This window comes from Spirosoma gilvum (assembly GCF_054776815.1).
Genome location: NZ_BAAHBH010000012.1, coordinates 1 through 16,320, shown reverse-complemented (window position 1 = coordinate 16,320; position 16,320 = coordinate 1). Strand labels below are relative to the sequence as shown.

Annotated in this window: 15 protein-coding genes and 2 rRNA genes; 5 read left to right on the top strand and 12 right to left on the bottom strand. The window is 45.2% G+C overall.

Going from position 1 to position 16,320, the window contains the following annotated elements:
- Positions 1 to 51: 51 nt before the first annotated feature.
- Both ACYVFD_RS27275 and gldB read right to left on the bottom strand, forming a co-directional pair.
- Positions 52 to 1,857, bottom strand: a complete 1,806-nt coding sequence (locus ACYVFD_RS27275) for an ABC transporter ATP-binding protein (protein WP_461093693.1) — start codon at positions 1,855 to 1,857, stop codon at positions 52 to 54.
- 83 nt (positions 1,858 to 1,940) lie between these two features.
- Positions 1,941 to 2,915 carry a gliding motility lipoprotein GldB gene (gldB, locus tag ACYVFD_RS27270; protein WP_461093692.1) on the bottom strand — a complete coding sequence of 325 codons (975 nt, stop codon included), beginning with the start codon at positions 2,913 to 2,915 and terminating at the stop codon, positions 1,941 to 1,943.
- A 39-nt stretch (positions 2,916 to 2,954) separates the two neighbouring features.
- Between gldB and ACYVFD_RS27265 the strand changes: the two genes are divergently transcribed.
- Entirely contained in the window at positions 2,955 to 3,845 is an 891-nt protein-coding gene (locus ACYVFD_RS27265) for a porin family protein (protein WP_461093691.1), read from the top strand.
- A gap of 82 nt (positions 3,846 to 3,927) precedes the next feature.
- Here ACYVFD_RS27265 and hisF read toward each other — a convergent pair whose 3' ends face one another.
- From hisF to ACYVFD_RS27230, 7 genes are all read right to left on the bottom strand, one after another.
- A complete protein-coding gene (gene hisF / locus ACYVFD_RS27260; RefSeq protein WP_461093690.1) occupies positions 3,928 to 4,698 on the bottom strand; it encodes an imidazole glycerol phosphate synthase subunit HisF in 771 nt (256 codons plus the stop codon).
- Positions 4,698 to 5,120, bottom strand: a complete 423-nt coding sequence (locus ACYVFD_RS27255; RefSeq protein ID WP_461093689.1) for a GNAT family N-acetyltransferase — start codon at positions 5,118 to 5,120, stop codon at positions 4,698 to 4,700. The genes hisF and ACYVFD_RS27255 overlap by 1 nt, the downstream gene beginning before the upstream one ends.
- Positions 5,121 to 5,126: 6 nt before the next feature.
- Positions 5,127 to 5,846 carry a 1-(5-phosphoribosyl)-5-[(5-phosphoribosylamino)methylideneamino]imidazole-4-carboxamide isomerase gene (hisA, locus tag ACYVFD_RS27250; protein ID WP_461093687.1) on the bottom strand — a complete coding sequence of 240 codons (720 nt, stop codon included), beginning with the start codon at positions 5,844 to 5,846 and terminating at the stop codon, positions 5,127 to 5,129.
- Positions 5,847 to 5,925: 79 nt separating this feature from the next.
- Complete coding sequence (gene hisH, locus ACYVFD_RS27245; RefSeq protein ID WP_461093686.1) at positions 5,926 to 6,528, bottom strand: imidazole glycerol phosphate synthase subunit HisH; 603 nt, start codon at positions 6,526 to 6,528, stop codon at positions 5,926 to 5,928.
- Between the two features lie 299 nt (positions 6,529 to 6,827).
- The gene (locus ACYVFD_RS27240; RefSeq protein WP_461093912.1) at positions 6,828 to 7,082 is read right to left on the bottom strand and encodes a DUF5615 family PIN-like protein; all 255 of its coding nucleotides are present in this window, start codon (positions 7,080 to 7,082) and stop codon (positions 6,828 to 6,830) included.
- A gap of 92 nt (positions 7,083 to 7,174) precedes the next feature.
- The gene (locus ACYVFD_RS27235) at positions 7,175 to 7,408 is read right to left on the bottom strand and encodes a DUF433 domain-containing protein (protein WP_461093685.1); all 234 of its coding nucleotides are present in this window, start codon (positions 7,406 to 7,408) and stop codon (positions 7,175 to 7,177) included.
- A gap of 15 nt (positions 7,409 to 7,423) precedes the next feature.
- Positions 7,424 to 8,350: a DUF72 domain-containing protein gene (locus ACYVFD_RS27230; RefSeq protein WP_461093684.1), complete on the bottom strand. Its 927-nt coding sequence runs from the start codon at positions 8,348 to 8,350 to the stop codon at positions 7,424 to 7,426.
- 163 nt (positions 8,351 to 8,513) lie between these two features.
- Here ACYVFD_RS27230 and ACYVFD_RS27225 point away from each other — a divergent pair, with 163 nt between their 5' ends.
- Both ACYVFD_RS27225 and ACYVFD_RS27220 read left to right on the top strand, forming a co-directional pair.
- The gene (locus ACYVFD_RS27225) at positions 8,514 to 11,183 is read left to right on the top strand and encodes a valine--tRNA ligase (protein ID WP_461093683.1); all 2,670 of its coding nucleotides are present in this window, start codon (positions 8,514 to 8,516) and stop codon (positions 11,181 to 11,183) included.
- Between the two features lie 150 nt (positions 11,184 to 11,333).
- Entirely contained in the window at positions 11,334 to 11,855 is a 522-nt protein-coding gene (locus tag ACYVFD_RS27220) for a D-glycero-alpha-D-manno-heptose-1,7-bisphosphate 7-phosphatase (RefSeq protein WP_461093682.1), read from the top strand.
- 279 nt (positions 11,856 to 12,134) lie between these two features.
- On the opposite strand, the gene ACYVFD_RS27215 is transcribed toward ACYVFD_RS27220, so the two are convergent.
- Positions 12,135 to 13,619 carry a type III PLP-dependent enzyme domain-containing protein gene (locus tag ACYVFD_RS27215; protein WP_461093681.1) on the bottom strand — a complete coding sequence of 495 codons (1,485 nt, stop codon included), beginning with the start codon at positions 13,617 to 13,619 and terminating at the stop codon, positions 12,135 to 12,137.
- A gap of 290 nt (positions 13,620 to 13,909) precedes the next feature.
- On the opposite strand from ACYVFD_RS27215, the gene ACYVFD_RS27210 reads away from it, so the two are divergent.
- A complete protein-coding gene (locus ACYVFD_RS27210) occupies positions 13,910 to 15,271 on the top strand; it encodes a UDP-N-acetylmuramate--L-alanine ligase (RefSeq protein ID WP_461093680.1) in 1,362 nt (453 codons plus the stop codon).
- A 43-nt stretch (positions 15,272 to 15,314) separates the two neighbouring features.
- Complete coding sequence (locus tag ACYVFD_RS27205) at positions 15,315 to 15,866, top strand: LOG family protein (RefSeq protein WP_461093679.1); 552 nt, start codon at positions 15,315 to 15,317, stop codon at positions 15,864 to 15,866.
- A gap of 81 nt (positions 15,867 to 15,947) precedes the next feature.
- Here the strand turns inward: ACYVFD_RS27205 and rrf are convergent.
- Both rrf and ACYVFD_RS27195 read right to left on the bottom strand, forming a co-directional pair.
- Positions 15,948 to 16,059 (bottom strand): 5S ribosomal RNA (gene rrf / locus ACYVFD_RS27200).
- A gap of 123 nt (positions 16,060 to 16,182) precedes the next feature.
- Positions 16,183 to 16,320 (bottom strand): 23S ribosomal RNA (locus ACYVFD_RS27195); the annotation flags it as partial.

The following is a 16,320-nucleotide window of genomic DNA, read 5'->3' as shown; positions in this document are numbered from 1 at the left end:
ATAATGTTTGTATCATGAGCACATTGTACATTATCCATCATACATTGGTATTTACTCTATTGGTTCGAACTGCAATTTAACCAGGTTTGCGTAGATGCCATCCTCCTGGAGAGCCAGCTCATCGTGTGTACCCGATTCAGCGATCTGGCCTTCACGCAGAACATAAATCCGATCTACTTTGCGGATGGTTGCCAGTCGGTGAGCAATAATGATGGTCGTCCGGTTCTGCATGAGTTCATCCAGAGCTTCCTGCACCAGTTTTTCAGACTCCGCATCCAGCGAACTAGTCGCTTCATCCAGAATCAGAATGGCTGGGTCTTTCAGGATAGCGCGTGCAATGGCAATTCGTTGCCGTTGCCCTCCTGATAGCTTAATGCCCCGCTCACCGACAACCGTTTGAAAACCTTCCGGGAAGGATTCAATAAACTGTAGGGCGTTGGCTTTTCGAGCGGCTTCACGTACTTCAGCTTCCGTAGCGCCGGGTTTACCGTATTGAATATTTTCAAGAATGGTGCCCCCAAACAAAATGACTTCTTGAGGAACGACGGCAATATTTTTCCGTAGTTCGGTCACGTTGAACGTGGTCAAATCGCGTCCATCGACCGTTATCTGACCACCACTGATCGGATAATATCGCATCAGCAACTGAACAATAGTAGACTTCCCGGCTCCACTTTGGCCAACCAATGCAATTTTTCGTCCTGCGTCTACGGTTAACGAAATTCCTTTCAAAACGGGTAGTTCAGGTCGGGATGGATACGAGAAGCGAACATCGCTGAACTGTACTTTTCCCTGAACTGGCACAAACAGAGGCAGTTCATTGGTAGCATCAACTTCTGAGGGCTCTTCCAGAATTTCCAGAATCCGTTCCGATGCACCTACCGTTTTCTGAACCTGAGCGTACAGATCGCCCATGCCCGCTACTGATCCACCGATGAAGGCAGTATAGAAAATAAAGGTAAGTAAGTCAGCAAATGGAATTTCGCCCGTCTGCACCAGTCTGCCACCGTACCAGACGATGCCCATAATGCCACCAAACATGGCAAAGATGATAAACGAGACAAATATGCCCCGAAAACGAGCCGTTTTGAGAGCTATGTTGACCATCTTTTGGAGCGCACTACCATACCGTCCAATCTCTAACCGCTCATTGGTGAAGGCTTTCACGACATTGATTGACTGCAATGTCTCTTCTACGATCACACTGGCCGCAGCGAGCTGGTCCTGTGCCTGCTTTGATAGCCGGCGGATAAATCGACCGAAAAACATGGCAGCCACAATAATCACCGGAAACGTCGCCAGCATGAACAGGGTCAGTTTCCAGGATACGTAGAGAATAAACAGTGTTCCCCCTAGCAGAGTAGCTACCTGCCGGAAGAGCTCGGCCAGCGTAATCGACAACACATCCTGTAACTGCGACACATCGGCCGACAGACGGCTTGTCAACTCGCCCACACGGCGCTTTTCGAAAAAGGGAATCGATAAGGTGATGATTTTGCTATATACTTCCCGCCGAACATCGGCCATGGAGCGTTCGCTGACCTGCGCGAAAAAATAGATTCGAAAAAAGGAGAATATTGCCTGCAACACCAGAATTCCCCCGAACATCAGGATTACCTGATTCAGCGTAAAAGGCGATTTGCCCTGAATGACACTGGTCACCTGCCCAATCAGGGCCGGAAAACTCAGTGTGGTCGTTGTCGATAAGATCAGAAAAACAAACCCGATCACAAACTTCGTTCGATACGGCTTTACATACCGAAATACACGCAATGCTTTTTTATAGTCGTCCCGACTGTATCTCTTTTTATCAATCTCGCTGGCTTCCTCGCCAAATGTCCGTCCCCGTTTTGCCATTTTACGATTTCTTGTAGCACTACACTGCGTCTTTATCTAGCTGTTTTTTAGTTACTACTTGGTAGACGCAATACACCGCATTTTTACTCTTTTTGTCCTTTATATCCTGATTGTTCAAAAATCTGTCGAGCGTCGGCCGTATGCATCAGGTCCGCAATGCCCACACCTCCACGTTCGTCATAATAATTACTTACAATTCGCCAACCTAACCAGCGACCAATAGCACCGGGGCAATCTTTGCCGATTTCGGCTGTAAACGGCCGTTCGTTCAAATATCGCTGTTTTATCGCCGGATTTGTTTGGTACAACAACTGATTATCAATAAAATGTCCCCAAACAACATCCTGCGCATTAAACGTTTGGGTCAATTGTTTGTCTGTATAACCGATGACCAGGCTGTCGGCTATGTCGGGCATCATGGTTTTGGTAAATACATACCCTTTGCCATAGTACACCATATCGGCCAGCATCGTTTGGTCAGCGCGGTTCGTGGCATTGTATTTGTCAGAGAGTGCGAAGACAATGGCTGGAGCAAGATGGTCTTTATCGTATCGACGCAGGATGTATTGTGGAAATTCGTTTGCCGGCGGTAGAAACTTGGCTTTGGGACCGGCGAAATAATCGAGACCGATCACAATTAAACTATCAGTAACGACCAGATCGGGGCCCATAAAGCCAGTAACGACCGTAGCAATTTTAGGTGCATGAAAGTCCGGGAAGTCTTTTTTTATGTTGGTGAACGCTTCGCCTAATTGCTTACGTAATTCTGTCAAATCGCCAAATTCGGCCTGTATCTGACGGTTAAATTCAGTAAGTGACGTATCTGTAATCCGATTGCTCAATTGATTAACAATGGATGTATCATTTCCGGCCCCATTCGCGTTAAAGTACAATTGAGCGATAGCCAGATTTCGGTTTAGGATGGCTCGAATACTGTCGGGAGATTTGCCAGAAAACAGTTGCTGGTCGAGCCGAATGATTGTAACGTCTTCGTTTTTTGTACACGAAGCTAGTAGAAGTAAACAAAAAAGGCCGACAATGGCCGTTTGTATCCGCATGAAAATCATAGGTTTTCAATATAGAAAACGTGCAAAATTATGAAAAAAGTTGCAGGGTTCGGGCTGATTTTGGTAATGCTGATGACTGATGTTGGTTGGGCCCAATCTTCGTCACCCGCTCTTTATCAGATGCGCACCAGAGAATCAAACGTAACTGAAAAGCGGTTTCGTAAAATTCTGGGCGATAATTATGACGGTCAGGACCAAAACCGACGTGACTACGATGATGATCGAAAACGCCGTAGGAAGAAGCAAAGTCAGTCTTCTGAAAATAATGGGTATGGTGCCGGACCTGATTACCAATGGACAACGCACCTGATTGAAATGAGCATCCGATTTGCCCCTTCGCTGGATCTCAATACGGCCGAAGGGACAGGCAATTATGCAGGCTTTCGGCCCAATGGAGCCGGTGTTCGGATGAGCGTGGGACCCTCACTCGACTATTTTTTCTTCAAAGACCGTTACGCGTTTAGTTCAGGCCTTTGGTACACGATCAAGCGATCTGGCTTTCAAATGCCAGGCTCCTTTGGCGAAACTCGCTGGAACCCCAGTGCTCCTCAAAAAGAGTCGGTTTATAATCTTCAGTACCTGCAAATTCCCGTCACGGTAAAAATGTTTGCCAATAACATTGCACCCGACTTGCGTCTGTATGTACAAACGGGAGGTTTACTAAGCATAAAGCTAGCTGAACGGGCGCTGGATCAGGCTCGTAATGGACTCTATACGGCTGAAACGGGGGGTGACCGTCGTCAATATGGCTTTGGTGATGTCGAACTCCTGCTCGGTACCGGAGTTCAGTATAAAATCAATCAGAACAATGCATTTAATCTGGGGATGACCTATCAGCGTGGGCTGCTTAATATTGCTCGCAGTAGTGACTTAACCTCAAAAAGCCGAGTTGTCAGTCTGGAGCTAGGCTTTAAGTTTTAACTAGTAGTGTGGACGGTTAGTCCGCATAGTTTCAAACTAGAACAGCAGTATTATTCTAAACTATGCGGACTAGAAGTCCGCGTTACAATCGCATTTCGATACCCTTTTCCCGTAGATACCCTTTTAGGGCTGGAATTTCGATTTCTTTAAAGTGAAAGATGCTGGCGGCTAAGCCGGCGTCGGCTTTTCCGGTTGTGAATACATCGACAAAATGATCCATTGAACCAGCTCCCCCCGACGCGATGACGGGGATATTAGCAACACCTGAAATTTGGGCTGTTAAATCAAGCGCAAAACCGGCTTTGGTGCCGTCAGTATCCATTGACGTTAACAGGATTTCGCCCGCACCCCGATCTTCTACTTCTTTCGCCCAGGCAATGGTTCTTAACTCAGTAGGTTTACGTCCGCCATGCGTATGAACGATGTGTTCATTTCCTCCGCCTTCAACTGAAATCCACCGCGTATCAATAGCAACGACAACACATTGGCTGCCAAATTCCAGCGCAAGCTGATTGACTAAATCAGGATTTCGAACGGCCGATGAGTTAATCGAAATTTTATCGGCTCCGGCATTTAACAGGGCCGAAACGTCTGCCACCGATGAAATACCTCCACCTACTGTAAATGGAATGTTGATCGTATGCGCCACATTCCGCACAAGTTCGATCAGGGTTTTGCGTTCGTCGACAGTGGCGGTAATATCCAGGAAAACCAGTTCATCGGCTCCCTGTTCGGCATAGATGGCAGCCAGTGCAACAGGGTCGCCTGCGTCGCGCAGGTTGACAAAATTGGTCCCTTTGACGGTACGGCCATCTTTTATATCAAGACACGGAATAATTCGTTTGGTGAGCATTAGTAAGCGGTAAATGCTTTGATAAACATGGTATTTTCTGGGTTCTCGATGGGTTGAAAACCAAATTGTGAATAGAGTCCGTGGGCATCGCGCGTGACCAGCATCATACGTCGCAAACCCTGCAAGGGTGGGTAAGCCATAATGAATGACACTAACTGTTTTGACAATCCTTTCCCTCGGTGTTCGGGCAAAATGAATACATCGGCCAGATAGCCAAAGGTAGCCATATCTGTTACGACACGGGCAAACCCAACCTGATGATCGCCCTGATACACACCAAAACACAATGAGTTGTCGATGGATCGCTGAACAATTTCGCGCGGAATATTCAGGCACCAGTACGCTTCTTCACTCAAAAACTGGTGAATAATAGTAATGTCCAGTTTAGTCTTGTCCGTGCTAATAGTATATTCTTCATTCATAGTTTTTTATTCTACAAATCGACTCAACTCTTTCAGAGATACGCGACCTTCGTAAATAGCTTTCCCCACAATGACGCCGAAAACGTTCATATCGGCCAGCGTTTCAATATCGGCCATATTGCTGACTCCGCCACTGGCAATGACGTTTAGTTTTGGAAACTGGTCCTGTAAATTTCGATAGAGTTCAAACGACGGACCTTGCAACAGACCATCTTTGGCCACATCGGTACTAATGACGTAGCTGATCCCTTTCTCGACCCATTTCTCCACAAAATCATACACCCAAACCTCGGTAGCCTCTTCCCAGCCACTGACCGCTATTTTTTCATTCTTCGCATCAGCACCCAAAATAATAGCTTCGGCACCGTGACGTGATAGCCATCGCTCCATCACATCGGGTTGCTTCACCGCAATGCTTCCACCCGTAACCTGTTTGGCACCACACTCGAATACCACGCGCAGATCTTCATCCGATTGCACGCCACCACCAAAATCAATATGCAACTTGGTTTTAGAAGCAATTAACTCCAACACTTTCCAGTTGATAACCCGTTTTTCTTTCGCCCCATCGAGATCAACCAAATGCAGTCGGGTTAAACCGGCGTCTTCAAACTGCTGGGCTACCTCCAGCGGACGGGCATTGTATTCTTTCTTCTGGCTATAATCGCCCTGCGTTAGGCGAACAGCTTTTCCTTCAATAAGGTCTATTGCGGGTATAATGTGCATACGTAACGCGGACATCTTGTCCGCATTTTACTTCATGAATTACTAGCGGACAAGATGCTGGTGCGCCAGCCCGGCCGCGTTACAGTTTTAAAAAATTCTCCAAAATACGCTGACCTACATCACCACTGATTTCAGCATGGAATTGAGCTGCATAGAAATTATCGCGGTGAAGCATGGCACTGAAGGGTCGTACGTAGTCGCAGATAGCGGTTGTATCGGAGCATACATCGGCCGCGTAACTATGGACAAAATACACGTATGCATTTTCGGAAATTCCTTCGGTTAGTGGTCCCTGTAGCTGATGAATACTATTCCAGCCAGTATGCGGTACTTTAAAGCTGGGCTGCCCGTCTCCACGGCGGGTCGGAAACCGCCGAACGTCAATGTCAAAAATACCCATGCACATAGTGTCATTCTCTTCCGAATATCGACACATCAACTGCATACCGACACAGGTTCCTAAAACCGGCTGTTTCAGTGAAGGGATCAGCTTGTCTAATCCACGTTCCCGCAGATAGGCCATTGCTGTACTCGCTTCGCCGACGCCTGGAAAAATCACCTTATCGGCTGATCGAATTTCTGTTTCATCATCCGTTAGCAGGTAATTAGCCCCTAATCGCTCCAGCGCGTACATGACCGACTGGACGTTACCCGCGTTGTATTTTATAATGACCGTTTTCATAGACTAATGCATAATGGAAAATGTATAATGAATAATGGTATACCAGGCCGATACTTTGCATTATCCATTGCACATTATTCATTAAAAAAGCCCGGTTCGTTAGCAGAACCGGGCTTTGTATATGTGGTTATCCGAATTTACGCTCCGAACTCACAAACAAATGCATCTTGTTCTGCCGCGTTACCGCTCAGAATGATGATGCCGATGATGTGTTGCCTGTGAAATCATACAACAAAGGTATGAGCTTGTAGCTGTAATTCAAAACAAACTCCCCTGTACAAATAAAGGACTTGAATCGGCTAGTCGATTCGACGAATTCTGATTTTTTGAACGGTAACTGTACTAAAACAACCAACTAAGTCTGGTAGTCGTTCGGTTAGTAATTTTATCAATACAGCACGCATAGCCTCTGTTTCCTTAAAATGATAGTGAAGAAACAAAACGCTAATACCCGTTACATTATGGGCAAACACCCATTCACCAAAATCCTTATCTTCTGTTAGAATAATACGGGGCGGGTTACGCGCTGACTCAATAATTGCTTCGTCACGAATACCTCTTTATGATTCGTAAACTGAGTAAACTTCGATACCCAGCTCACGAATCGTCAGAATTAAACTATGATCTATATTCTCATCTGCGATAATCATGCTGCATTCAACATAATTACCTCTTCATTCGCTAATACATCAGAGGCATACATCAAGGCAGACATAACATCAACTTCCTGTAAATGAGGATACATCTTTAATATATCTTGGGTAGTCGCCCCTTCCGACAGCTTACGTAAAATTAGCTCAACTGTAATACGCGTACCCTTTATTGTTGGTTTACCCAGCATAAGCTGATAATCTGAAACTATTCTCTCTCTGTAATTCATAGTGTGCAATATATTTCAAAACAAACTCCCCTGTACAACTTTAGGCTGGAGTACTGGCTCGCGCAAGTTCAGTCCACAATGCTTGTTCAATTCGCGAATCCAGTACAGAATCAATTCGGGAGCGGTATCATTGTCGCCACCACCATGAATAAATAGGTAAGCGGTTTGTAAGCCTTTATCGAACCAGGTCTTCAGCCGTTGTATCCAGGCGTCCGAACGTATATAATCGGTGGAATGGCCTTCGTTGGCAATAAACCGAAGCGTTAATACCGGACTGCTTAAACCCATATGCAGTACATCCCGTCGACCTGCCACATCCGTTATCACAACATGGCGTCGAAGTAAATAGAGTCGTTCGAGGGTTTGCTGCCAGACGGTGGCTTTACTGAACCAATCTGGATGCCGAAACTCCACTGCAACGTCTAATTCATCGGGTAGGCTTTTCAGATACGCTTCCAGAACAGGCCATCTATCAGGACCAAATTGAGGAGGGAGTTGCAAAAATGTCATGCCGAGAAATTCTTCCAGACTTAGAACTGCATTCACAAATTCTTCGGTCAGTGCTTCGGTCGCCACCAACTGTCGCTCGTGACTAATAATCTGCGGAAATTTCGGGCAATACGTAAACCCAGGACGATCAGGGGAACCAGCGGCTTCGGCTTTCCATTTTTCTATCATACCCGCCGTTGGAATCTGGTAATGAGTCAGGTTTAATTCGATGGTGTTGAATTGCCGGACATAGTAATGCAAAAAATCACGCTCTTTGGCCGTAGACGGATACACTTTCCCAACATAATCTTTGTTCGCCCAAACAGGACCACCTATGAATACGTTCGGATGTTGTGTAGGTTCAACGCTCGCCCAAATCTTAGCGTTGAAAGCCGCACCCGGCGGTAACGCAAGATTAATGGCATCGAGATTATGTATTTTTCCAAATTCCATAGGCTTCTGGCTGACATATTGCAGTAAAACTGTCAAAGACAGGCTTTCGTTTTTTCCCCCTATCCAATTTAGCTAATTTTGTATTTTATCCATAATCCCAGCGCTGGTTTTTACCGTACAGTCACAAACGTATCGGGAAACTAGCCTGAGTTTCATTGATTTTATGATTTCGAAGACATACGCCCCCCAGGAAATTGAAGAAAAATGGTATCAATACTGGCTTGATAACCAATTTTTCAAGTCGACACCCGATGATCGTGAGCCTTATACGGTCGTGATTCCGCCACCCAACGTAACGGGTGTGCTGCATATGGGCCATATGCTCAATAATACGATCCAGGATGTATTGATTCGCAAAGCGCGTATGGAGGGGAAAAATGCTTGCTGGGTACCGGGTACCGACCACGCCAGTATTGCTACCGAAGCCAAAGTGGTAGCCATGTTGAAAGAAAAAGGCATTAGCAAACAGGATATTACGCGCGAAGAATTTTTAGGATATGCCTGGGAATGGACGCATAAATACGGCGGCATCATTCTCCAGCAGCTTCGTAAACTCGGTGCGTCCTGCGATTGGGATCGGACTCGTTTTACGATGGAACCAGCCCTGTACGATTCGGTTATCGATGTCTTTGTTGATCTCTACAACAAAGGGCAAATCTACCGGGGTATCCGTATGGTGAACTGGGACCCACAAGGCCGTACGGCTGTATCAGACGAAGAAGTTATCACGAAGGAAATCCAGCAAAAACTGGTGTATATCCGTTACGAGATAGCAGGGAGCAGGGAGCAGGGAGCAGGGGATTCATTATCACCCGGCTCCGAGCACCCTGCCCCGAGCTATATCACTATTGCCACGGTTCGGCCGGAGACGATTATGGCTGATACGGCCATTGCGGTTAACCCCAACGATGAGCGGTATAAACATCTTCATGGGAAAAAAGCGATTATCCCACTGATCAACCGTGAAATCCCGATCATCACCGACGAGTATGTAACAATGGATTTCGGAACCGGTGGCTTAAAAGTGACACCTGCGCACGATCCGAACGACTATGCCTTAGGCGTTAAGCACAATCTGCCGGTTATCGATATTCTGAACGATGATGGTTCGCTGAACGAAAAAGCGCAGATTCTGGTCGGTACAGACCGCTTTGCTGCCCGGAAGGCAATCATCAAAATGCTGGAAGAATCAGGCAACCTGGTTAAAACGGAAGAGTATAAGTCGAACGTTGGTACGTCGGAGCGAACGGGTGCTGTTATAGAGCCTAAGCTTTCCATGCAATGGTTCCTGAAAATGGACGAGTTGTCGAAACCCGCTTTTGAGAACGTTATGAATGACACTGTCCAGCTTCATCCATCAAAGTTCAAGAATATGTATCGCTCGTGGATGGAAAATCCACACGACTGGTGCATTAGTCGGCAGCTTTGGTGGGGACAGCGAATTCCTGCCTTCTACATGCAGGATGGAACGGTTATCGTAGCGAAGAACAAGCATGAAGCGTTGGAGAAAGTACAGCACGAAATGCAGCTTTTTGCGATGACCGAAGCCGATCTGACGCAGGATGAAGACGTGTTGGATACCTGGTTTTCGTCGTGGCTGTGGCCTATTTCGGTATTCGACGGGCTAAAAGACCCCAACAATGCCGATATCAACTACTATTATCCGACGAATACGCTGGTTACGGGTTTCGATATTATTTTCTTCTGGGTTGCCCGGATGATCATTGCAGGGTATGAATACCGAGGTGAGCGCCCTTTCAAGGATGTTTATTTCACCGGCATGGTTCGCGACAAGATCGGTCGCAAAATGTCGAAACAGCTCGGCAACTCCCCTGATCCACTCAACCTTATCGAGCAATACGGTGCTGATGGCGTAAGAACGGGAATGCTGTTCAGTTCGGCAGCAGGCAATGATTTACTGTTCGATGAAAAATTGGTTGAGCAAGGACGTAATTTCAGCAACAAAATCTGGAATGCGTTCCGATTGGTAAAAGGCTGGACAATTCATGACGAAAATGTAGAGGCAACGAATTCATTACCGATTCAATGGTTCGAATCGAAACTAAATGCGACGCTCCTCCAGATTGAAGATGATTTCAGCAAATTCCGTATCTCTGATGCCTTACAGGCCATTTACAAGCTGATCTGGGACGATTTCTGTTCGCAATACCTCGAACTAATCAAACCTGGATTTGAGCAACCCATTGATCGCAGTACATACGAGGCTACGATCAATTTCTTCGAACAGCTAATGAGTTTGGCTCATCCCTTCATGCCGTTTATTACCGAAGAAATCTGGCAGGATATACGTGAACGGGAAGTAGGATCAAGCATTTGCGTGGCACCTTTCCCCAAAGTAGGAACAGTTGATCAGCAGGTTCTGGTTGATTTCGAAACCTTGTTCGAGGTAATTTCAAACGTTCGGAACATTCGGAATGCGAAGCAAATTTCACCCAAAGTCGCGCTGCCCTTATCGATCAAAACGGCTTCGGCTGACCGATTTAAGCCGCTGGAGTCGTTGATGCGTAAAATGGCAAATGTCTCTGAGATTAATTATATTCAGGACAAAACGCAGGGAATTGCCTTCCTGATCAAGAGCGATGAGTTTTTTGTGAATGTTGTCGGCGAAATTGATCTGGAACAGGAAATTGCCAATACGCGTAAGGAACTGGAATATAATATTGGTTTCCGTGACTCGATTCTGAAGAAGCTCTCGAACGAGAAGTTTGTCGCCAACGCTAAACCCGAAGTTGTTGATCGCGAACGTCAGAAACTCGCTGATGCTGAGGCTAAAATACAGGCACTGGAACAACGGTTACAGGATTTAAACTAGCAGCTTGTTACTAAATCTTTGCCTCAATAAACACCTGATTTGAATGTAGAAATGACGTAAAATAAATTCAATAGTAAATCTTAAAGCAATAATACAATTATTTGACCGAATAATTGTATTATTGCCACCGAACACGACAACCTTTTTTCAATGAATAAGTGCATCTTTTTGGATCGGGATGGAGTTTTGAATGAGGATAGAACCGATTACGTCTATCGGGTCGAAGATTTTATTATTCCCGATGGCGTACCAGAAGCCTTGCGCTTACTGAAGGAAGCAGGCTACCTGCTTATCGTAATCACCAATCAGGCAGGTATTGCAAAAGGGCTTTACACACGTGATGACGTGATGACTTGTTATAACTACCTACAGGATCAATGTGGCAAGCTTATCGACGATATCTATTATTGCCCACACCATCCCAAATACGATACTGAATCACTTACTCGTAAACCGGGCTCGTTGCTTCTGGAGAAAGCCATTGCAAAATATAATATTAAACCAGATGATTCGTGGATGATCGGTGATGCCCCCCGCGATATGCAGGCTGGGAAACGAGTAGGCGTTCGTACCATCCGCATAGCGACCGAAGCGCAACCCTCTGCAGATGCCGACGGCTACGCAACCAATTTGCTGGAAGCTTCCAGGTTTGTACTGGAATACGCAGCTTAAATACACGACATAGAAAAGCGGCCAATCTCCCTTGGGAATTGGCCGCTTTTCTATAAAATCGTCTAGTTACGCTCGTACCTGTGAAGAAACAGGTTTCTGCACACTACCATACGCTGGGCAATTTGCCTTCCGTGCACACGACCCCAATGACAATACTGCCAGAACAGAACCCAAGATTAGTAGTTTTTTCATGAAATTGCTCGTCCAGATGTGTTGGTACTCCTGCAGATAGTAAAACGAAAATAATGCCAAAAACTTTTAAATTGCTGCCTACCTACACTAATTTTCTTCCCTAATCAGTTCGGCCTCTTCCTGGCGTATTTCTGCTGCTTCTGTAGCCTCCAGCTCAGTCATACCTGGTTCAGCACCACCAAAGCCCAGAATCTTCAGCATGGTCTCACTATTTTGCTCAGGAGCGAACAATCGGGAGCGTAAGTTACCTTGCTCATCTTTATCGACAATAACATGCTGGGGAGCCGGAATCAGGCAGTGTTGAATACCACCATAGCCACCCAACGACTCCTGATACGCGCCCGTATGAAATAAGCCTATATACTGATCTTCGGTATCCTGATCGAAGATCGGTAAGTACAAATCGGCACTATGCGCTTCGGTGTTATAAAAATCATGCGAATCGCAGGTCAGGCCGCCGAGGTTTACTTTCTGATACGGATTATCCCAGTTATTGACCGACAGCATGATGTATTTCTGACCGAGCCCCCACGAATCAGGCAATTGCGTAATAAACGAGCCATCGATCATATACCAAAGCTCCTTATCGTTCTGCAATTTTTGGTCAATGACTTTGTAAATAACTGCCCCACTTTCGCCAACAGTGTACGAGCCAAATTCCGTAAAGATGTGCGGTACAGGAACGTTGTTCTTATTGCAAATCCACTGGATACTCTCCACAATCTGGTCGATCATGGCCTGGTAGTCATAGGTAAACTGAAACGATGTTTGAATCGGCATACCTCCACCAATATCAATCGAATCCAGGTCCGGGCACATTTTTCGCAGTTCGCAGTATTTATACATGAACCGGCTTAGCTCGCTCCAGTAATAGGCGCTGTCCTTGATACCCGTATTAATGAAAAAGTGCAGCATTTTCAGCTTGAACTTTTCATTTGGCTGGATTTTGGCCCGGTACAATTCGTTCACATCGCTATACCGGATGCCTAACCGTGAGGTATAAAACGCAAAGTTTGGCTCTTCATCCGTGGCAATCCGAATACCCAGATTAACACTTTCGGCGGTTACCGAATTTTCGTAAGCTTCAATTTCTTTGAGGTTATCAAGTACCGGAATACAGTTGGAAAACCCATCGTTGATCAGCTCACTGATGTATTGCGTATACAGGGGTCGCTTATATCCATTGCAAACGATATAGGTACTCTTCGAAATCTTACCCATCTTATACAACTCCCGAATAATAGGGATGTCGTAAGCCGATGAGCTTTCAAGATGGATATTGTTTTTTAATGCTTCTTCGAGCACAAACCGAAAATGAGAAGACTTTGTACAATAGCAGTACGTATAGCTACCCTTATAATTATACCGTTTCATCGCATTTTTGAACAGCAATTTGGCATGTTCAATATGTTCCGTGATTTTCGGTAAGTACGTTAATTTTAAGGGTGTACCGTATTGTTTGACAATGTCCATCAGCGGGACATTATTGAACATCAATTCGTTGTTCTCGACATTAAACTCCCGTGTCGGAAATTCAAACGTCTGGTCAATCAGATCATAGTAAGTCTTCATCCTTTGCTTCGGCGCATAAAATAGATGATCCGGTAATCCGGCTTTCCGCTGTGGCGGTTATGGTTATAAAAAACAGGCGCGAATTTAGCTCCGAAAATCGGTGGTCCGGCACTCCGGCTTTTAAGTAAGATATATCCGCAAGCTAGTCAACGAAAAACAAACCGGTTTGATTCGATAATCATAGAAATTTAACAGGATGCAGGCAGGCCTTGTTTATCCACTAGCTAAGTTCATCAGGCAAACCAAAAAGAAACTGTACTTTTGCTTCTCTACACTGACTGATTTTTCCAATGCCCCAGTCTATTCATTTTATTTCCATTGGTGGCAGTGCCATGCATAATCTGGCCCTAGCCCTACATCAACAAGGTTATAGCATTACCGGCTCCGATGAAACCATTTATGAACCTTCGCGGACGCGTTTGCAGAAACAAAACTTATTACCTGCTCAAACGGGATGGTTTCCGGAGAAAATTCATAAAGATCTTGATGCTGTTATTGTTGGCATGCACGCCCGCAAAGACAATCCTGAGCTTACCAAGGCCCTTGAATTAGGTTTACCCATTTACTCCTATCCCGAATTTCTTTACCAGTTAAGTCGGCAAAAGCAGCGGGTAGTCATCGCCGGTAGCCATGGTAAAACCACTATAGTTGCCATGATCCTGCACGTTTTAAAGCATTACGACAGGCAATTTGATTTCTGGATTGGTGATCCAATCGATGAATTTGATACAACCGTTCGGCTCTCGTCGTCGGCTCCATTGATTATCATTGAGGGTGATGAGTACGCTTCATCGCCTATCGACTCACGGCCAAAATTCCTGGCTTTTCAGCCCCATATAGCACTTATTAGTGGGATTGCCTGGGACCATATCAATCTTTATCCAACTTGGGATGAATATGTCGATCAGTTTGAATCCCTGGCCGAAGCGATGCCGAAAGCGGGTATTTTGATTTTTGATGAGTCGGATGATATGCTCGATGTCATTGGCCAGAAAGAGCGGGACGACATCACCAAAATTCCATATCTACCGCACCCAAGCGAAATTGTTAAAGGAGAAACGTTCCTGATCACAAAACAAGGGAAACGGGTTCCGACAAAACTGTTTGGGCAGCATAACATGAAAAATATCTCTGGAGCTATGACCGTCTGTGACCGGATTGGTATTACAGAAGAGATGTTTTATGAAGCCATTCCAACGTTTAAGGGTGTGAGCAAACGTTTGGAAAAAATTGCAGAATCTTCAGACCAAATTGTTTTTAGAGATTTTGCTCATTCACCAGCCAAAGTAGAAGCAACTACCGAAGCCGTAAAACAACAATATCCTGATAAGAAATTATTGGCTATCGTTGAGCTTCAATCTATTGACAACACGAATAAATCGTTTCTGGATAAATATAAAGAAACAACGAACGCTGCCGACCAGGTAGCTGTATTTATCCAACCGGTTTCAGCGATAGACTCAAATGGCCAAATCATGCCATCCGAAATTATAAAGGCGTTTGATAAGCCTTCGCTACAGGTATTTACCGACTCTGCTAATCTTGAGAAATATCTTATACAGGAACGGTCATCAAACCAGGTATTCCTTTTTATGAGTTCAGGAACATTTGATAGATTAGATTTGACTACAGTAGCTCAAAAACTGATTTAATTTACTTTAACCCAATTCTAATTCAGGCATTCAGATTGATCATATGCAAAGTCTTGTTGTTTACTGTGCATCAAGTGTTGGAAATAACCCAGTTTATAATGAAGTGGCGATGGAATTGGGTAGGAAGATGGCGGAGCAAAACATACGCCTTATATATGGTGGAGGAGGGTTTGGACTAATGGGTGATGTGGCCAATGCTGTTTTGCAACATGGCGGTGTCGCCACGGGTGTAATTCCAAACTTCCTTGCTGATCTGGAAGTCGCTCATACAACCCTTACAGATTTGCATTTTGTCGAGACTATGCATGAACGTAAGTTCAAAATGGTTCAATTGGCAAAAGGCATAATTGCTTTACCGGGTGGGTATGGCACACTGGATGAACTGTTCGAGATTTTGACTTGGAAACAATTGAAACTCTATGATGGACCTGTCGCTGTGATTAACATAAATGGCTTTTACGACCTTTTGTTGCAGCAACTGGATCGAATGGTGGCGGATGGCTTTTTAAAAGCAGAGAATCGCCTTTTACCGCTTATAGCTAATTCTGTAGATGAAGCCTTACAACTGATCAATGAGTATTGGCAAACAATTTAACCGTTTTATACAAATAGCTTAAATTAAAAAAGCCACTCTGAGAGTGGCTTTTTTACTACCTATTGGTAGTCAATTTCATTCAGGTGGCACCTACCTACTCTCCCGCTTGTGACAGCAGTACCATCGGCAGTACGGGGCTTAACGGCTCTGTTCGGGATGGAAAGAGGTGTTCACCCGCCTTAACAGCACCAACCTGAGTGACTCGTTTGATTCTAAGAATCAGTTTCTTTAGTCTTTTTCCCCACAAAGAGAGGCTGATGTATTCAGATAAAATTTACCAGAACTTATAGCTTAATTAGGTTAATAAAAAGTCGATTTGAACACGCGTCCGGGGCCATTAGTACGGCTCAGCTCAACAGCTTTCACTGCCTACACCTGCCGCCTATCAACGTCGTCGTCTACAACACCCCTTGCTTGGAACACTCATCTTCAGGCCAGTTTCGCACTTAGATGC